Annotated in this window: 16 protein-coding genes and 1 tRNA gene; 9 read left to right on the top strand and 8 right to left on the bottom strand. The window is 73.8% G+C overall.

The annotated features are described in order from the left end of the window. Positions 1-36: 36 nt before the first annotated feature. The 5 genes from B9H04_RS07635 to B9H04_RS07620 all read right to left on the bottom strand — a co-directional run bounded on the left by B9H04_RS07635 (position 37) and on the right by B9H04_RS07620 (position 4,262). Positions 37-2,634 carry a DNA topoisomerase I gene (locus B9H04_RS07635; protein WP_085682584.1) on the bottom strand — a complete coding sequence of 866 codons (2,598 nt, stop codon included), beginning with the start codon at positions 2,632-2,634 and terminating at the stop codon, positions 37-39. Between the two features lie 103 nt (positions 2,635-2,737). Beyond that, positions 2,738-2,905 carry a hypothetical protein gene (locus B9H04_RS18630; RefSeq protein WP_167373069.1) on the bottom strand — a complete coding sequence of 56 codons (168 nt, stop codon included), beginning with the start codon at positions 2,903-2,905 and terminating at the stop codon, positions 2,738-2,740. 561 nt (positions 2,906-3,466) lie between these two features. Then, positions 3,467-3,548, bottom strand: a tRNA-Ser gene (locus B9H04_RS07630). A gap of 27 nt (positions 3,549-3,575) precedes the next feature. Next, on the bottom strand, positions 3,576-3,881 hold the full coding sequence (locus B9H04_RS07625; RefSeq protein ID WP_049931420.1) for a hypothetical protein: 306 nt from the start codon (positions 3,879-3,881) through the stop codon (positions 3,576-3,578). Continuing rightward, positions 3,882-4,262 carry a Rid family detoxifying hydrolase gene (locus B9H04_RS07620; RefSeq protein ID WP_049931419.1) on the bottom strand — a complete coding sequence of 127 codons (381 nt, stop codon included), beginning with the start codon at positions 4,260-4,262 and terminating at the stop codon, positions 3,882-3,884. Positions 4,263-4,385: 123 nt separating this feature from the next. On the opposite strand from B9H04_RS07620, the gene B9H04_RS07615 reads away from it, so the two are divergent. After that, positions 4,386-4,781 (top strand): DUF7577 domain-containing protein, encoded by a 396-nt coding sequence (locus B9H04_RS07615; RefSeq protein WP_049931418.1) that lies wholly within the window; start codon positions 4,386-4,388, stop codon positions 4,779-4,781. Between the two features lie 75 nt (positions 4,782-4,856). On the opposite strand, the gene ubaA is transcribed toward B9H04_RS07615, so the two are convergent. The 3 genes from ubaA to B9H04_RS07600 form a co-directional block, all read right to left on the bottom strand. Further along, positions 4,857-5,669: an SAMP-activating enzyme E1 gene (ubaA, locus tag B9H04_RS07610; protein ID WP_085682583.1), complete on the bottom strand. Its 813-nt coding sequence runs from the start codon at positions 5,667-5,669 to the stop codon at positions 4,857-4,859. A 109-nt stretch (positions 5,670-5,778) separates the two neighbouring features. Then, positions 5,779-7,161, bottom strand: coding sequence for a DUF4864 domain-containing protein (locus B9H04_RS07605; RefSeq protein ID WP_049931416.1), 1,383 nt, complete (start codon positions 7,159-7,161; stop codon positions 5,779-5,781). 193 nt (positions 7,162-7,354) lie between these two features. Further along, positions 7,355-7,945: a 50S ribosomal protein L15e gene (locus tag B9H04_RS07600; protein ID WP_049931415.1), complete on the bottom strand. Its 591-nt coding sequence runs from the start codon at positions 7,943-7,945 to the stop codon at positions 7,355-7,357. A gap of 385 nt (positions 7,946-8,330) precedes the next feature. On the opposite strand from B9H04_RS07600, the gene B9H04_RS07595 reads away from it, so the two are divergent. Genes B9H04_RS07595 through B9H04_RS07560 form a run of 8 tightly spaced genes read left to right on the top strand, consistent with a single transcriptional unit; the run spans position 8,331 to position 16,020 of the window. After that, on the top strand, positions 8,331-9,437 hold the full coding sequence (locus tag B9H04_RS07595) for a nicotinate-nucleotide--dimethylbenzimidazole phosphoribosyltransferase (RefSeq protein WP_049931414.1): 1,107 nt from the start codon (positions 8,331-8,333) through the stop codon (positions 9,435-9,437). Further along, complete coding sequence (locus B9H04_RS07590) at positions 9,434-10,777, top strand: cobyrinic acid a,c-diamide synthase (protein ID WP_049931413.1); 1,344 nt, start codon at positions 9,434-9,436, stop codon at positions 10,775-10,777. The genes B9H04_RS07595 and B9H04_RS07590 overlap by 4 nt, the downstream gene beginning before the upstream one ends. After that, positions 10,774-11,895, top strand: a complete 1,122-nt coding sequence (locus B9H04_RS07585; protein WP_085682582.1) for a CobD/CbiB family cobalamin biosynthesis protein — start codon at positions 10,774-10,776, stop codon at positions 11,893-11,895. The genes B9H04_RS07590 and B9H04_RS07585 overlap by 4 nt, the downstream gene beginning before the upstream one ends. After that, positions 11,886-12,689 carry an adenosylcobinamide-GDP ribazoletransferase gene (cobS, locus tag B9H04_RS07580; RefSeq protein WP_049931412.1) on the top strand — a complete coding sequence of 268 codons (804 nt, stop codon included), beginning with the start codon at positions 11,886-11,888 and terminating at the stop codon, positions 12,687-12,689. Before B9H04_RS07585 ends, cobS begins: the two co-directional genes overlap by 10 nt. Next, positions 12,689-13,438: a GTP--adenosylcobinamide-phosphate guanylyltransferase gene (locus B9H04_RS07575; protein WP_049931516.1), complete on the top strand. Its 750-nt coding sequence runs from the start codon at positions 12,689-12,691 to the stop codon at positions 13,436-13,438. Before cobS ends, B9H04_RS07575 begins: the two co-directional genes overlap by 1 nt. Beyond that, on the top strand, positions 13,435-14,514 hold the full coding sequence (locus B9H04_RS07570; RefSeq protein ID WP_049931411.1) for an aminotransferase class I/II-fold pyridoxal phosphate-dependent enzyme: 1,080 nt from the start codon (positions 13,435-13,437) through the stop codon (positions 14,512-14,514). The genes B9H04_RS07575 and B9H04_RS07570 overlap by 4 nt, the downstream gene beginning before the upstream one ends. Beyond that, positions 14,507-15,271: an adenosylcobinamide amidohydrolase gene (locus B9H04_RS07565; protein WP_049931515.1), complete on the top strand. Its 765-nt coding sequence runs from the start codon at positions 14,507-14,509 to the stop codon at positions 15,269-15,271. The genes B9H04_RS07570 and B9H04_RS07565 overlap by 8 nt, the downstream gene beginning before the upstream one ends. Further along, positions 15,268-16,020: a cob(I)yrinic acid a,c-diamide adenosyltransferase gene (locus B9H04_RS07560; RefSeq protein WP_085682581.1), complete on the top strand. Its 753-nt coding sequence runs from the start codon at positions 15,268-15,270 to the stop codon at positions 16,018-16,020. The genes B9H04_RS07565 and B9H04_RS07560 overlap by 4 nt, the downstream gene beginning before the upstream one ends. Positions 16,021-16,029: the final 9 nt, after the last annotated feature.

Genomic DNA, 16,029 nt, shown 5'->3' with positions numbered 1-16,029 from the left:
TGCGGCGGAATCGAACCGGGCGCGGCGCGCCGGCGGTCAGTCCGCTCTGGCCTGCCAGTCGCGAACGGTGTCGGGCCCAACGCCGTCGACGTCGGCCGCCAGACTGTCGGGATCGGCGGACTTGAGCTCGTCGACGCCGTCGACGCCGGCGTCTTTCAGCTTCGCGGCGGTCTTCTCGCCGATCCCCTCGACGGCTTGGAGCTCCGACCCCTCCTGCCGGGCCGTGAACTCGCGGTAGTTACAGATCGGACAGCCCAACTCCCACGGCTCGTCGCCGGAGTGGACGCGGAGGTGCGGGAGGTCGTGTTCCTCGCAGGTCTCGTCGGTGACCTCGATCTCGCCGCGCCGGGGGAGCGGCAGCGAGTAGTCGCAGTCGGGGTAGCGCGTACAGCCCACGAGTCGCGAGCCGGAGCGGAGCCGCTTGACCGCGAGCTCGCCCCCGTGTTCCGCCCCGCAGTCGGGACACGTCCCGATCACCTCGTCCTCCTGCTCGTCGGCCTCGTCCGCCTTACACTGCGGGCAGCCGTGGACGAACGTCTTCCGGCCGGCGAGCATCTTCACGTGACGGAGGTCGTGTTCGTCGCAGGTCTCGTCCAAGAGGAGCGGCTTTCCGGTCGACGGGAGCGGGAGGGTGTACTCGCAGTCGGGATAGCCGTCGCAGCCGACGAAGTACGACCCCTGCCGCGACTTGCGGACGAGGAGATCGGACCCGCACTCCGGACACGGGCCGAGAGTCTTGTCCGCCTTCAGCGAGGTCTGGAGGTGGTCGCCGACCGCCTCGCGGGAGTCGGTGAGGTCGTCGAACACGCGCGAGAGCAGCTCGCGGGACTCCGCGGTCACCTCGTCGTACTCCTTCTCGCCGGCCGCGATGGCCGCCATGTCCTGTTCGAGCTGGGCGGTCATCTCCTCGCTCACGATCCGGTCGGCGAACTCCTCCGCGGCCTCGACGACCGCCTCGGCGAGCCGCGTCGGGCGAGGCGGGTCGCTCTCGACGTAGTTGCGGTCGTACAGCTTCTCGATCGTGCGGTGCCGGGTCGCCTTCGTGCCGAGCTGCCGCTTCTCCATCTCCTCGATGAGCCGGGACTGCCCGTAGCGGCGCGGGGGTTGGGTCTCCTTCCCCTCGGTGGAACGGTCCGACAGCGACAGCGTCTCGCCGACCTCGACGTCCGGGACGATCCGCTCGTCGCTGGAGCGGTACGGATACACCTCGTGGTAGCCCGCCTCCAGCAGCCGCTTCCCGTTGGCCTTCAGCCGCAGCCCGCCGTCGGCGGCGAGGTCGGCCGGCTTCGCCGCGTCGTCGGTGTCGCGGAGCGCGGCGAGCCCGTCGGCGCCCGCGGCGATCGGCGTCGCCTCGCCGTTCGCGAGCGCGACCACGCGCAACCGCTCCCACGTCGCGGGGTCGGCGCAGGTCGCCAGGAACCGGCGGACGATCAGCTCGTACACCTCCCACTCGTCGTCCGAGAGGTCGGCGGCGGCGGGCAGCTCACCCGTGGGGTGGATCGGCGGGTGGTCCGTCGTCTCCTCGTCGCCCTCGGTCGGTTCGATCTCGCGGTCCTCGTCGAGCAGACTCGCGGCGTCCTCGCCGAATGTCGGCGAGTCGCCGAGGTCCGCGATCAGCTCCTCGGGCTCCAAGTCCTCCGGGTACACCGTGTTGTCGGTCCGCGGGTAGGTGACGTAGCCGCCCGTGTAGAGGTCCTCCGCGAGCGACATGGCGCGCTGCGCGGAGTAGCCGAGCGACCCCGCGGCGCGGATGAACGCGGTGGTGTTGAACGGCGTCGGTGGGTCGTCGGTCTGTGTCCGCCGGGTGACGTCGTCGACGGTCGCCCCATCGGCCGCGTCGAGCGCCTCGGTGAGCGTCTCCGCGACCGCCTCGTCCCAGACGCGCTCGCGCTCGTTGCCCTCGTCGTTCAGGTGGAAGTAGCGCGCCTCGAACGGGTCGCCGCTCGACTTCGCCAGCTCGCCCGTCAGCTCCCAGTACGACTCGGGGTCGAACGCCTGGATCTCCCGCTCGCGGTCGACGATCAGCTTGAGGGTCGGCCCCTGGACCCGACCGACGGAGATGAAGTCGTCTCCAAGCTGGCGCGCGGACAGCGAGAGGAACCGGGTGAGCGCCGCGCCCCAGGTGAGGTCGATTGTCTGTCGCGCCTCGCCCGCGGCCGCCAGCTCAAAGTCGAGGTCGTCGGGGTTCGCGAACGCCTCCTGCACCTCGTTCTCCGTGATCGAGGAGAAGCGGACGCGGTCGACGGGCACGTCCTCGTTCACCTCGCGGACGAGCTCGTACGCCTCCTTGCCGATCAGTTCGCCCTCGCGGTCGTAGTCGGTCGCGATGACGACCCGCGAGGCGTTGCGGGCGAGCCGGCGGAGCGCGGCGACGATCCCCTCCTGCGTCGGCGTCTTTGTGACGGGCGCGTCGATGAGTTCGACCGGCTCCACGTCGCGCCAGTCGTTGTACTCGGCGGGGAAGTCGACGCCGACGACGTGGCCGGAGAGCCCGATACACCGCTTGCCGCCCCACTCGTAGACGTTGACGTCGTTCATCCGCTCCGCGGTCGCGGACTCGCCGCTCAGGATGTCGGCGATACGCCGCGCCGCGTTGTCTTTCTCCGTGATGATTAGTTCGGGGCCGCGACTCATTGCGGCGAGATACGCCGCTCCCGGGTCTAAAGCTTTCGCGACGCGAAATCAGCGGCAGGCGAGGGGTCGAACGACCGGTGAGAAGGGATCGGGACGCGACCGGTCACCGGGCCGCGTCGTCGGACTCGGCGAGGAACTCCGCGTCTGTCGCCTCCCCGTACGGTTCCGGCGGTTCGTCGTCCGCGTCGAGTTCGCGCCGTGCGAGGTGGTTCTCGAGTTGGCGGCGCTTGTTCCTCCCTTTCCGCTCGCGACCCGATTTCGTGTCTGGCATCGTCACCCGTGTCAACAATACCCACACATATGAATCTTGTGTCGGTGTGCGGACGTGTCGAGGCGGGCCGAACCGGACGCTTTCGAAGCAGATTCGGCCGACAGCAGCGGTGTGATAATCAAACACCCACTATATCTGCCAGAGGCTCTCACGAGTTAGTTGCGGTGGCGCGTGCCGACGAGCGCCCGGAGGGTGCGATGTCGCACGCGCGAGGGACGCGGTGAGCGACGGGCGACCGAAGGGAGCCCGGAGTGAACCGCGAGGCTGGGGCGGTGTGAGGTGCGGTGCTGTGTGGTCGCGGCCGCCCCTGTGGAGGTAATTGTCGGCGAGCAATAGGTGTCTGCGTAGAGCCGAGCGGCTGGGGCTTTGGAGGTGATCGTCGCGGCCAGACCCGCCCGTCGCTGTCGCTCCTCGCTCGTTATTGCGACAGTGGAGCGCCAGGAGAGGGATTTGAACCTCAGTCGTTCCGCTCGCTGCGCTCGCTTCACTCCCTGGTTCAAATCCCTCCGTCAGGCTTTTCGACGAACAGGTCGCTTCGCTCGCCGTGTCGTTCGTCGAAAACGCCAGGAGCGGGATTTGCACCCCCGATCCCGGATGGGAACACGCTTTCCAGGCGTGCGCCTTACCACTCGGCCATCCTGGCTCACTCCGTGCTACTCCGGTGCGACTGTTAAGTCCTTCTTTTCGCTCGCAGTCGGGCCTCGGCGAGGTAGGAGAGACCGGCCGACGCGGCCGCGACCCCGAGCGCGACGAGCGCCAGTCCGCCGATCCCGACCGGCAGCGACCCGGAGCCGACGAACCGGTACCCCTGCGCGAGCACGAGGAAGGCGAACCCGCCGACGGCGCCCCACAGCGCCGCGGACCGCAGGCGAGCGCGCGGCGTGGCCGGGGCGCCGGGCGCGCGGCCGCCGCCGCCGGAACCGGAGGGGTCGTCCCGGTCCGTCTCGGCCCCGCGCCCGCCCTCGCCGTCAGACATCTACTCGACGACGGCGACGGCTTCGATCTCGACGCCGGCCCCCTTGGGGAGCGCGCCCGCTTGGACCGCCGAGCGGGCGGGAGGCGACTCGTCAAAGTAGTCGGCGTACGTCTCGTTCATCTCGTCGAAGTCGTCGATGTCGGCGAGGAACACCGTCGTCTTGAGCACGTCCTCGGGCCCGGCCCCCGCCTCGTCGAGCACCGCGAGGAGGTTGTCCAGCGCCTGCTCCGTCTGGTCCGCGATCGACGCGTCGGCGAGGAGTTCGCCGTCGGGCGTCAGGGGGATCTGCCCGGCCGTGAACACGAGGTCGCCGTCCGTCGTCGCCTGGCTGTACGCGCCCACCGCCGCCGGGGCGTCGTCCGTGTGGATCGTCTCCTTCATGCGGGTGCGCCTTCGACCGGCGGCCTCAAGAGTACTCTGGAGCGGCCCGCCGACGGGCCCGTCGGAGCGCGGCCGGTGGACCCACCGTCAGACACAAGACTCCGGGATGGTAACATGACACGTATGACGGGTGATCAGCTCGTGCCCCTCGCCGCGATATTCGTCGGCGTGGCGGCGCTCAACCTCGCGGTGACGTGGCTGCTCGTCCGCCGGAACCGCGACCCCGCGGAGCTCTTCGGCTCGGTCGCGGCCCGTTCGTCGGAGCCCGACGGCGACGGGGAAGCGGCCGGTTCGGTGGTCGCACGCGACCGCGGCGCGGCCGGGGGTCCGACGGGCGAGTCAGCCGACGCCGGTGACCCGCCGCCGCTCGACGCCGACGGGGAGACGGTCGTCTGCCGGCACTGCGGCGCTGAGAACCGCGCCGGCTACCGGTACTGCCGGTGGTGCGTGCGGTCGGGATTCGTCGACGACGGCGCCGGCGTCACCGCGGGAACGGCGATGACCGACCGGTCGCTATAAGCTGTCGCGACGGGCGCCCCGACGGCGACGACGAGGAACGGGCTACGTAGACGGCGTCGATCCGGAGTGGACCGCTCAGGCCGCGTCGATCCGACAGCCAGCGGCGTAGTCGATCCCGTCAAGCGTGTCGATTCCGTCGTCGCCGCACACCGGGCAGTCCGGGTTACGCGCGTACGGGACCGTCTCGAACGAGAGGTCCATGGCGTCGGAAAACAGCATGCGACCGACGAGCGGGTCGCCGACGTCTATGATCAGTTTCACCGCCTCCGTCGCCTGGAGACATCCGACCGTCCCGGGGAGGACGCCGAGGACGCCGGTGCTGGCGCAGTCCGGTACCGTTCCCGGCTCCGGCGGCTCCGGGAACAGACAGCGGTAGCAGGGGCCGTCGGGCGAGAGCGTCGTCACCTGCCCCTCGAACTTGTAGATGGCACCGTGCGAGACGGGGACGCCCTCGATTCGGGCGGCGTCGTTCACCACGTACCGGGTTGCGAAGTTGTCCGAGCAGTCGACGACGACATCGTAGTCCGAGATCAGTTCGCGGGCGTTGCCCGCGTCGAGTCGCAGGTGGTGGCGCTCGACATCCACGTCGGGGTTAAGATCGGCGACGAAGTCGGCGGCCGAGTCGACCTTCTGGCGTCCCACGTCGCCGTCGCCGTGGATGACCTGTCGCTGGAGGTTCGAGCGCTCGACGGCGTCGTCGTCGACGATCCCGATCGCGCCGACGCCCGCCGCCGCGAGATACTGGACGACGGGCGCGCCGAGCCCGCCCGCGCCGACGACGAGGACGCGGGCGTCGAGCAGTCGCTTCTGCCCCTCCGGACCGACGCCGTCCAAGATGACGTGTCTGGAGTAGCGGTCGAGTTGGGTCGCGTCGAGCGAGAGGCTCATGACTTCGACCAGTGCTGGCGCGAATATAATCGTGTTCCTGGCGGCGACAAAGACGCGGCGCGGCCGACACTCACTCCGTCGGCGACGGCTCTGGACCCGACGCCGACGCTTACTCCCCCGACGCGGTCACGGCGTCGGTCATCCAACAGTCGTCGACGCTGCCCAGCGAACTGTTCGTGGTCGCGCTCCCGCCGCCGACCCGGACGAGGCGGAACTCGTAGCGCCCGGTCACGGTGCCGTCCTCGCGCGTGACGACTTCGACCGCGGCGGTCCCGTCGGCGGTCTCCGGCACCGAGTACTCCGCGGTATCGTACGTGAGCATCGGGCCGTACCGGGCGGTCTCGAACAGCTCGACGTACTCGCCGACGGGTCCGACGACCTGCCTGTTCTCCGGCGACGCGAACGCCCGGAGGGTCCGGATGCCGTCGTTCGTCGCGTTGTCGTTGTACCGGAGCGCGTTCATCTGGATCTGGACGACCTGAAGCGCGGACCGCTCGCAGGTCGGGGACAACGCCGTGTTCCGCGCGGCCTCACCGGTCGGGTCGCCGTCGGCGGCCGACACGGTGTTCCCGCCGTCCGAGTCCGTGCCGCTCGCGTCGCCACCGTCGTCCGTCGACCCTCCCACGTCGGACGGCGAGTCGATCGCCCCGTCGTCGCCGGCGATCACGCCCGGCCCGCCGATCCCGGCGGCGCCGGCGGCGAACCCGGCCCCGGCTGCCGCGACGAGGAGCGCGACGACCGCGATCGCGGCGACGACGGTCCGGCGGGACGGTCGATCGCTCGCGGCGTCGGCGGTCGAACCGTCGCCCGGCTCACCGCTCTGGGGTGGATCGGGGTCGGAGTCGCTCGGCCGGTCGTCAGCTCGCGACGCGCCGGGCGAGTCGGCGACGTTCCGATCGGTGCGATCGGCGTCGCTGCGGCCTACCGGTCCCGACGCGCCGGCGGCCGTCGCCCCGCCGGCGAGATCGCTCGCGTCGCCATCGCCCGAGGCGTCGTCGCCGCTCGCGCTGTCGACGGTCCGGACATCGTCGGTCGCCTCGTCGTCGGTGGCTAGCGATCCGTCGCCGGAATCGGTCGCAGCGCCGGGCTCGGGAGCGACCGCGTCGTACGATGCGGACCGAACGGGGACGCCGAGAATCCGGTCCGCGATCTCGTCCGCCGCCGCCGGCGGGACGGCGTACAGGAGCCGCCGTCGGAGGTCCGCCGGAGAGACGACCGTCGAGTCGTCGAGCGTCCCCTCGTCAAGCAGTGAGTCGCTCGCGACGACGACGGCGTCGGCCGGGCCGTCGGGGACGCGGCCGTCGGCGGCCGAGGCGACGAGCAGTTCGGTCCGCTGGTCCCCGTTTCGCACGGTCACTCGGGGCGGATCGGCGTCGGCCGCGTCGGCGGTCGCCGCGTACGCGTCGGCGACGAGCGTCGCGAGCGCGTCCGTGTCGAGCGACCTGAGCGCGGTCGCGAACGCGTCGGGCGGAATCGGGGTGGTCCCGGTCACGTGGCGCTCGCCATGATTACAGTTGGTATGTGACGCGGTGTCTTTGCTCTTGCGCCGCCGGCGTCCGGGGCGCGACGGCGGAGAGCGTCGGGAGCGTTAGACGACGAGCCCGTCGGGGGACGGGGGCGACGAGCGGCGCGTCCGCTCGGCGACGCGGTCGGTGAAAAACGAGAACTGAACGTCGACGGCGGCGTTACTTGCCCTGCCGGTCGTTCGAGGTGACGCTCGGGCGCGTCTTCTCGGTGCCCTTGCCGCGCTTGCGCTGGCCGCGGCCCTTGGTGCCGGCGGAGGTGAGCCCGCGGTACGCGCGACCCTTGTGGTCGTCCGAGCAGATCCAGTTCAGGTCGTCGTCGTTCTCGATTGCGGGGTGGGCGGGGTCCACGAGGATGACCTCGTGCCACTTCTGCGAGCCGTCCTCACCGACCCAGTAGGAGTTGAGCACGCGGAGGTTGCGGTACTTCCGCGAGGCGCGCTCCTCGGCGATGCGCTGGATCGACTTGCGCCGCGAGACGCGGTTGACGCCCTGGCGCTTCGAGCGGCGGCCGGCCTTGAAGCGCTGCTTGCGCGAACCGCCCTTGCGGACGCTCACGCGGGCGACGATGACGCCCTGCTTGGCCTTGTAGCCCAGCTCGCGGGCTTTGTCCAGCCGGGTGGGGCGCTCGATGCGCTCGATGGCGCCCTGGTCGCGCCACTCCTGTTTGCGCTGCCACTGCAGCTCAGCTAGTTTCCCCTCCTTGGGGGACCGCCACGCCTCCTTGATGTGCGAGTAGAAGCTTCGTGCCATTGTTGTCCGCGGACGGTTGCGATTCAGCCGCGAGGGGCCACATGTCGTCTCGTCCCGGGGCGCGCGGCGGTCGGTCCGACCGCGGCCCCGGCGGCGAGTGCCCGCTGTGTCCGCACCAGCGAGTTGACGGAAATATCCGCGGTTCACTCTTAACCGCTTCGCTCCGCGGGTCGCGTGGGTTGCGGTCGCACGGGTTCGGCGAGACGTTCGGTCCGAACTGACGGGCGAGATATTCGGTCGGGACGCACAGTCGACGGGCGCGGTCGGAACGCTCGAACCGGCCGCCGCTCGTCGATCGATTAAAGTTCAATTGTATCGATGAACCGCTAGTGGTACACATCGACGCCGCGCCGGCGGCACGCGGGCGCGACGGAGGGAGGTACCGGTGGGAGGTATGAGACTCCTCGTCGTCGCGGGAACGACCGCGACCGCCGCCGTCGACGGAATCAGCGCTGCGGGCGCCGACCCGGAGCTACGCGTTCACACGCCGAGCGCCGACCTCGAAATCGTCGAGGCGGGGCGCCCCGCGCCCGACTCGCCCGTGCCGATGAGTCCGACGGGCTGCGCGACGCCCGCGGTCGTCACCCGCGCGGTCCGCGAGCTGCTCGGCCCGGAGACCCTTCCCGTCGAGTTCGTCGACGCCGGGCTCGGCGCGCCGACCGCGGCGAGCGTCCGCGAGATCGGCGCGTCCCCGGGCGGCGACGTCCGCGACCCCGAGCCGGTCCCGGAGGCGGCGACCGTCTTCGAGCGCGCGCGCTCGCTGGCGCCCGACCTCGCCGTGTCCGGTGAGGGAGCCGGCCCCGAACGCGACGGCGACGGACCCGCCGAGCTGCTCGTCGCCGAGACGATTCCCGGCGGGACGACCACCGCGCTCGGAGTCCTGACCGCGCTCGGCGAGCGCGCCGCCGTCTCCTCGTCGCTACCGGCGAATCCGATCGAGCGCAAGCGGCGCGTCGTCGCCGAGGGGCTGGACGCGAGCGGCCTCGACCCGGGCGGCGCGGCGGACGACCCGATGGAGGCGGTCCGGCTGGCCGGCGACCCCGTCCTCGCCGCCGTTTCGGGGCTGATCGTCGGCGCGGCCGACGCCGGGATCGACGTGACCCTCGCGGGCGGCACACAGCTCGCGGCCGCGGCGGCGCTCGCCCGGCACGCGGGCGTGGAGCGACCACTCCCGTTGGCGACCACGTCGCTCGTCGCGGACGACCCCACCGCGGACCTCCCGGCGCTCGCCGGCGACCTGGACCTGACGCTCGCGGCGGCCGATCCCGGGTTCGGCGAGAGCGACCACCCGGCGGTGGCGGCGTACGCCCGCGGCGAGGCGAAGGAGGGCGTCGGCATGGGCGGGGCGCTCGCGCTCGCGGAGCGCGCCGGGGTCGGCGACGACGCCGTCCGCGAGCGGGTCGCCGCCGTGGCCGACCGCCTGCTCGCGGAGCGGACGAAGTCCGACGGGGGAGACGGGACTACCCCCGCGAACGGAGGCGACCGACGGTGAGGGGACTCGTCCTCGCCGGCACGGCGTCGGGCGTCGGCAAGACGGTGGCGACACTCGCGACGATCCGCGCGTTCGAGAACGCCGGCCGGACCGTCCGGCCCGCGAAAGCGGGGCCGGACTTCATCGACCCGAGCCACCACGCCTGGGTCGCCGGGCGGCCGTCGCGCACCCTCGACCCGTGGCTTCAGGGGAACGACGGCCTCCGACGGAACTACGCCCGCGGCGACGGTGACGTCTGCGTCGTCGAGGGAATGATGGGGCTGTACGACGGCAGCGCCGCGAGCACGGCCGAGGTGGCCGCCGCACTCGACCTCCCGGTCGTCCTCGTCGTCGACGCGAGCGCCGGGATGGAGAGCGTCGCGGCGACCGCGCTCGGCTTCGCGACGTACGCCGACCGGACCGACCACGACCTCGACGTGGCGGGCGTCGTCGCACAGCGCGCGCACGGCGGCCGTCACGAGTCGAGGATCCGCGAGGCGCTCCCAAACTCGCTCGTCTACTGCGGCCGGATCCCACCCCGCGAGGATCTGGAGATCCCCGACCGCCACCTCGGACTACAGATGGGCGAGGAGGCACCGCTCGACTCGGCGGCGCTCGACGCCGCCGCCGAGACGCTCCGGACCGACCGGCTGCTCGATGTCGCGGGCGAACCGACGCTCCCCGCGACCGGCCCGGAGGCGAGACTGGCTGGCGGCGACAGCCGAGCGAACCCCGGAGACGGCGACGACCGCCCGCGGGTCGCGGTCGCGGACGACGCCGCCTTCCGGTTTGTCTACCCGGCCACCCGCGAGCGGCTCGCCGAGCGCGCGACCGTAGTCCCCTTCGCGCCCGCGGCCGGCGACGACCTCCCGCCCTGCGACGGCGTCTACCTCCCCGGCGGCTACCCGGAGCTCCACGCCGCGGCGCTCGCCGACGGGCCCGCGCTTGCGTCGGTCGCGGACGCCGCGGCCGAGGGGACGCCCGTCCTCGGCGAGTGCGGCGGGCTGATGGCCCTCGCGGAGACGCTGACGACCGCCGACGGCGACAGCCACGAGATGGCGGGCGTCCTCCCCGCGAGCGTCGAGCGCCGGGAGCGGTATCAGGCGCTCGACCACGTCGAACTCCGCGCCCGCCGCGGCGCGCTCACGGCGGCCGCCGGGGATCGGCTCCGCGGCCACGAGTTCCACTACTCCGCGGCCGAGGTCGCCCCCGACGCCCGGTTCGCGTTCGACGTGGAGCGCGGGACCGGCATCGACGGCGACCGGGAGGGGCTGACCGAACACCGCACGCTCGGGACGTACTGTCACGTCCACCCCGAGAGCGGGGCGTTCGACGCGTTCCTCGACGAGGTGACGGGATGACGGGAGCCGCCGCGCCCGTCGGGGCCACCGAGCCGGCCGTCGCCGCGCAGGTCGCTGAACCCGCCGCCGCGCTGATTGCTCCGGCTGCCACGCTCCTCGCGCCGGTCGCGCTCGCCCTCGCGCTGGATCTCGCGGCCGCGGAGCCGCCGCACCGCGTCCACCCAGTCGCGCTGTTCGGGACCCTCGTCGGCCGGTTCGACCGGGAGTGGGGCCGCCCTCGGCTCGTCGGCGTCGCGGTCGCGGCCGGCCTCCCTCTCGCCGCGGCCGCACTCTGCGGCGGGGTCGTCTGGCTGGCCGCCGCGCACGGCCCGCGACCCGGCGGCGTCCCGGTCGCCGCCGTCGCCGCTGCGGCGGGCGTCTGCTTCTCGGTCGCGAGCCTCCGCATGCTGCTCGACGTGACCGGCGAGGTCGTCGCCGAGACCGAGACCGATCCCGACGCCGCCCGGGAGTCGGTCCGGGCGCCCGTCGGGCGCGACCCGGCCGACCTCTCTCCGGCCGCGCTCCGTAGCGCTGCGGTCGAGAGCGCCGCGGAGAACCTCGCGGACGGGTTCGTCGCACCGCTCGTCTGGTTCGCCGCCGGCGCGACCGGCGCCGTCGCGGTCGCGGCGGTCGGTGGGAGTCCCGGGGCCGGCACGACCGGCGTGACGGCCACGGTCGCCGGGAGCGCCGCGACCGTCGAGAGCGCGCTGGCGGCGGGGGTCGCGGCCGCGGCCTGGGTGAAGGCGGTGAACACGCTCGACTCGATGCTCGGCTACCGGTCGAAGCCGGTCGGCTGGGCCAGCGCCCGGCTCGACGACGCCGCGATGTTCCTGCCGGCGCGGGTCGCGGCGTGCTGTCTCGCCGTCGCGGCCCGGTCGCCCGGGAGCCTGCGGCGCGCCCGGTCGCTGGCCCGCGAGCCGGCGTCGCCGAACTCGGGCTGGCCGATGGCGCCGGCCGCCGCCGCGCTCGGCGTCCGCCTAGAGAAGCCGGGGGCGTACGTCCTCGACGGCGGTCCGGAGGCGCCGTCGCCCGCGGCCGCCCGCGACGCCGTGCGGCTCGTCGGCGTCGCCGGCGGGGTCACCGTCGCGGCCGCGGCGGCGTGGGTCCTCGCGCTCGCGGGGGTGGTCGCGTGGTCCTGACCAGACCGGTCGCGGCGCTCCGCGGCGCGCTCGGGTTCCTCTCCCGGATCCCCGTCGGCCGCACCGACCGCGACTGGGAGGCGTTCCGGCGGACGCCAGCGGCGATGCCGGCGGTCGGGTACGCGATCGGGGCGCTCGTCTCGCTCCCGGTCGTCGCGGCCGCGCTGGTGCCGGTTCGGGTGCCGCCGCTCACGGTCGGCGTCGCGTTCGCCGCGTGGCTCTCCATCGTCACCGGGATCACCCACCTCGACGGCGTCGCGGACCTCGGCGACGCGGCGGTCGTCCACGGCGACGCCGAGCGGCGGCGGGCGGTCCTGAAAGACTCCGCGCTCGGCGTGGGCGGGACGGTCGCGCTCGCGCTCGTCGTCGCCGGGCTCGTCGCCGCGGGGGCGGCGGTCACGGGCGTCGCGGCCCGCTCGCTCGGCGACGCGGTCGCCCTCGTCGTCCTCGCGGAGGTGGGCGCGAAGGCCGCGACGGCGGCGCTCGTCTGCGTCGGCGACGCCCCGCACGAAGGGCTCGGGTCGGCGCTGACGGCGGTCTCCGGCCCGCGGGCGCTCGCCGGCGTCGCACTCGTGACGACGCCCGGGGCGCTGGGCGCGCGGGCGGGCCTCAGCTCCGGGGGCGCCGGCGTCGTCGCGGCCGCGATCACCGCCGCGGTCGTCGTCGCCGCGCTCGCGTTCGCGTGGGCGCGCTCGCGGCTGGGCGGGGTCAGCGGCGACGTGCTCGGCGCGACGAACGAGCTCGCCCGCGTCGTCGGGCTACACGCGGGGGTGATCGCGTGGACGCTCTCGTGATGTGCGGCGGCCGCGGCACGCGACTCGACCGCGAGGGCGAGAAGCCGCTCGCGCCGGTGGCCGGGCGGTCGATGGTCGACCGGACGCTCGACACCCTCGCCGCGAGCCGGGTCGAGACCGCGTACGCGGCCGTCTCGCCACACACGCCGCGGACCCGCGAGCGACTGGGCGAGCGGGCGAGCGGGGGCGGACGGGTCGCCGACGGCGCCGAACGGGGGGCGGGATCGGTCGAAGTGACCGTCGTCGACACGCCGGGCGACGGGTACGTCGCGGATCTTCAGGCGGCGCTGGCCGAGGGTCCGGAACCGCCGGTCCTCACGGTCGCGGTCGACCTCCCGCTGCTTGACGGGCCGGCGGTCGACACCGTCCTCGACGCGCACGCCGCGGCCGGGAGCGACTCCCTGTCGGTCCGCGTCCCCGCCGCGCGCAAGCGCGGGCTGGGCGCGAGCGCCGACGCCGCGACCCGGTACGACGACGGCGACGGCGACGAAGCGGCTGGCGAAGCCGTGGACCCGCCCGACGAGCGCGTCCCGGCCGGCGTCAACGTCGTCGGAGCGATCGACGGCGCGGGCGACGAGGCCGTCCGCGCGACCCGCGACGCCCGCCTCGCGCTCAACGTCAACCGCCCCGGAGACCGTCGGCTCGCCGAGCGGATCCTCGCCGGCGAGTGCGACGCCCCGACCCTCCCGAGCGGCGGAGTCGACTGGCTCGGCAAACCGGAGCCCGCCGAGGGGGGTGACCGGCCGTGAACCGCGAGCGGGCGGCGGCGCTCGGACGCGAACCCCACGGGAGTACCGACGACCCGGACCTGCTGGACTTCAGCGCGAACACGAACCCGGCGGTCCCGGCAGGCGTCGAGCGCGTCTACCGCGCGGCCTTCGAGACGGCGCGGACGTACCCGCCGGAGCCCCCGGAAGTGTTCCGGGCGGCCGCGGCCGACTACGTCGGCTGCGAGCCCGAAAATGTGGTCCCGACGCCCGGCGGGCTGGCCGCGATCCGGACGGCGATCGCGCTCGCGGTCGACCCGGGCGACTCGGCCCTGCTCCCCGCGCCGAGTTTCGGCGAGTACGCCCGCGAGGTCCGACTTCGGGGCGGCGATCCCTCGTTCGTCGACGCCGAGCGCGTCCTCGACGCCGACCCGCGCGGCCACGCCCTGGCGGTCGTCTGTACGCCGAACAACCCGACCGGGGCCGGCTACGACCGCGAGGCGCTGCTCGCGTTCGCGGAGCGTTGCCGCGCGGCCGACACCGTGCTGCTCGTCGACGAGGCGTTCCTCGGGTTCACCGAGCGCGAGTCGCTCGCGGGCACCGACGGCGTCGTCGTCGCGCGGGCGCTCACCAAGCTGTTCGGGCTCCCCGGGATCCGGGTCGGATTCGCGGTCGCGACGGGCGACCTCGGCGCGGCGATGCGGGGCGCGCGCCGGGCGTGGAACGTGAGCGCCCCGGCGCTCGCGACCGGGGAGTACTGCCTCCGGCAGACGGAGTTCGTCCGCGAGACCCGCGACCGCGTCCGCCGCGAGCGCGGGCGGCTGCGGACCGGCCTCGGCGAGCGGTACGACGTGGCGCCCTCCGCGGCCCCGTTCCTGCTCGTCGACGTCGGCGACCGCGACGTGGACCGCGTCGTCGCGCGCGCCCGGGAGCGGGGCGTCGCCGTCCGCGACGCGCGGACGTTCCGGGGCCTCGACTCGCACGTCAGGGTCGCGGTCCGCCGCCCGGCGGAGAACGACCGGCTCCTCGCGGCGCTCGGCGTCGACGACGAGGAAGACGACGACGAAGCGGACGCCGAGACGGGAGACGGCGGCGGAGGTGGGGACGCCGATGTTTGAGGCGACCGTCAGCGAGGGCGTCCTCCGGCTCCGGCGGCCGGGGACGCGCTGGCTCTCGACCGGGTGGGACGGCGGGCGGTCGCGGGCGGCGACCGCGTACAACGTCACCGTCCCGAAGGGGTTCGCCCGGACCGACCTCGGGGCCTACCGCGACGAGCGGCTGGCGCGGGCGGGGTTCGCCGCCGAAGCGGACGGGCGGAGCGCCGAGGGGAGCGACGGCGACCGCGACGCGCCGCCGACGCTGTTCACGGGTGTCTCGATGGAGCACGCCCGCGGCGCGCGGCTCGGGCCGGTCGTCGCGTACGCGACGGTCGGCCTCTCGAACCCCGCGATGCTGCCGATGGAGCCGACGGACGAGGGCGAGCCGGTCGATTCGGGCGCCGACGCCGCCGGCTCGCCGGTCGACCCCCCCGGAACGGTGAACCTGATCGTCGGCGCGACGCGGCGGCTCGCCCCCGGGGCCGCGGCGAACCTCGTCGCGGTCGCGGCCGAGGCGAAGACGGCGACGCTGCTCGCGGGGGCGGGGATTCCGGGGACGACGAGCGACGCCGTCGTCGTCGCCGACGATCCGGAGGGCGAGCCGGCGGAGTTCTCCGGGAGCGCCACGGCGGTCGGCGGGGCGGCCCGCGCCTGCGTCCGGGACGCGGTCCGCGCGAGCCTGCGGTCGCGGTACCCGGACGGCGACGTGCCCGGACCGGCGGCCGACGCCGAACACGGCGTCGTCACCGGCGACCGGGCGGAGGTTTTCGACCCATGACCACGAACCACGACGACACCGACGACGAGGAACCGACCGACGCGGACGAGGAAACACCGACCGACGCCGGCGAGGGAGCCGCAGGCGACCGCGCCCGCACCCCGGGCGGCGGCGCGGCCCCGGAGCCGGAGCCGATCGAGCCGGCCGCCCCCGAGGAGTTCGGACTGGTCCAGGCGTTCTGGGGCGACGGCAAGGGGAAGACCACCGCGGCGATGGGGATGGGCTTCCGGGCCGCGGGCCACGGCTACCGCGTCCACATGCTCCAGTTCATGCAGGGCGGCGCGGACAGCGTCGAGGGCGTCAGGGGCGAGTACAACGCGATCGCGGCCGTTCCGGGCTTCACCTACGAGAACGCCGGTCACTACGGCTGGCACGGCCTGCTCGACGGGTCGGCCGACGACGAGCACGAGGCGAAGGCGGCGGCCGCCTTCGACCGCGCGGAGGCGCTCGTCATGGGCGCTGCGGAGGCAGACCTGACCGAGCCGCTCGCACTCGACGGGGCGCCCGAGGCGGGCGTCCACCTGCTGATACTCGACGAGCTGCTGTACGCGGCCGACCGCGGGCTCGTCGCCCCCGACGAGGTCGTCCGCCTCGCCGAGTCGAAGCCCGAGGACCTCGAACTCGTCCTCACCGGAAGCCACGCCGAACCGGACTATCTTGACGGCGTCGCCGATCTGATCTCGAACGTCCGCAAGGTCGCCCACCCGTTCGACGACGGTCAGCGGGCGCGCAGGGGGACGGAGTACTGACGATGAGGG

This window comes from Halorubrum ezzemoulense DSM 17463, assembly GCF_002114285.1.
GTDB classification, from domain to species: domain Archaea; phylum Halobacteriota; class Halobacteria; order Halobacteriales; family Haloferacaceae; genus Halorubrum; species Halorubrum ezzemoulense.
This window is presented reverse-complemented; position numbering and strand designations above follow the sequence as displayed.

Excerpts from the sequence above, each read along its gene's own strand:
- B9H04_RS07585 (WP_085682582.1), top strand. The coding sequence starts at position 10,774 with ATGACGGGAGCCGCCGCGCCCGTCGGGGCCACCGAGCCGGCCGTCGCC.
- B9H04_RS07620 (WP_049931419.1), bottom strand. The coding sequence starts at position 4,262 with ATGAAGGAGACGATCCACACGGACGACGCCCCGGCGGCGGTGGGCGCG.
- B9H04_RS07615 (WP_049931418.1), top strand. The coding sequence starts at position 4,386 with ATGACGGGTGATCAGCTCGTGCCCCTCGCCGCGATATTCGTCGGCGTG.
- B9H04_RS07560 (WP_085682581.1), top strand. The coding sequence starts at position 15,268 with ATGACCACGAACCACGACGACACCGACGACGAGGAACCGACCGACGCG.
- B9H04_RS18630 (WP_167373069.1), bottom strand. The coding sequence starts at position 2,905 with ATGCCAGACACGAAATCGGGTCGCGAGCGGAAAGGGAGGAACAAGCGC.
- ubaA (WP_085682583.1), bottom strand. The coding sequence starts at position 5,669 with ATGAGCCTCTCGCTCGACGCGACCCAACTCGACCGCTACTCCAGACAC.
- B9H04_RS07575 (WP_049931516.1), top strand. The coding sequence starts at position 12,689 with ATGTGCGGCGGCCGCGGCACGCGACTCGACCGCGAGGGCGAGAAGCCG.
- B9H04_RS07625 (WP_049931420.1), bottom strand. The coding sequence starts at position 3,881 with ATGTCTGACGGCGAGGGCGGGCGCGGGGCCGAGACGGACCGGGACGAC.
- B9H04_RS07635 (WP_085682584.1), bottom strand. The coding sequence starts at position 2,634 with ATGAGTCGCGGCCCCGAACTAATCATCACGGAGAAAGACAACGCGGCG.
- B9H04_RS07600 (WP_049931415.1), bottom strand. The coding sequence starts at position 7,945 with ATGGCACGAAGCTTCTACTCGCACATCAAGGAGGCGTGGCGGTCCCCC.
- B9H04_RS07565 (WP_049931515.1), top strand. The coding sequence starts at position 14,507 with ATGTTTGAGGCGACCGTCAGCGAGGGCGTCCTCCGGCTCCGGCGGCCG.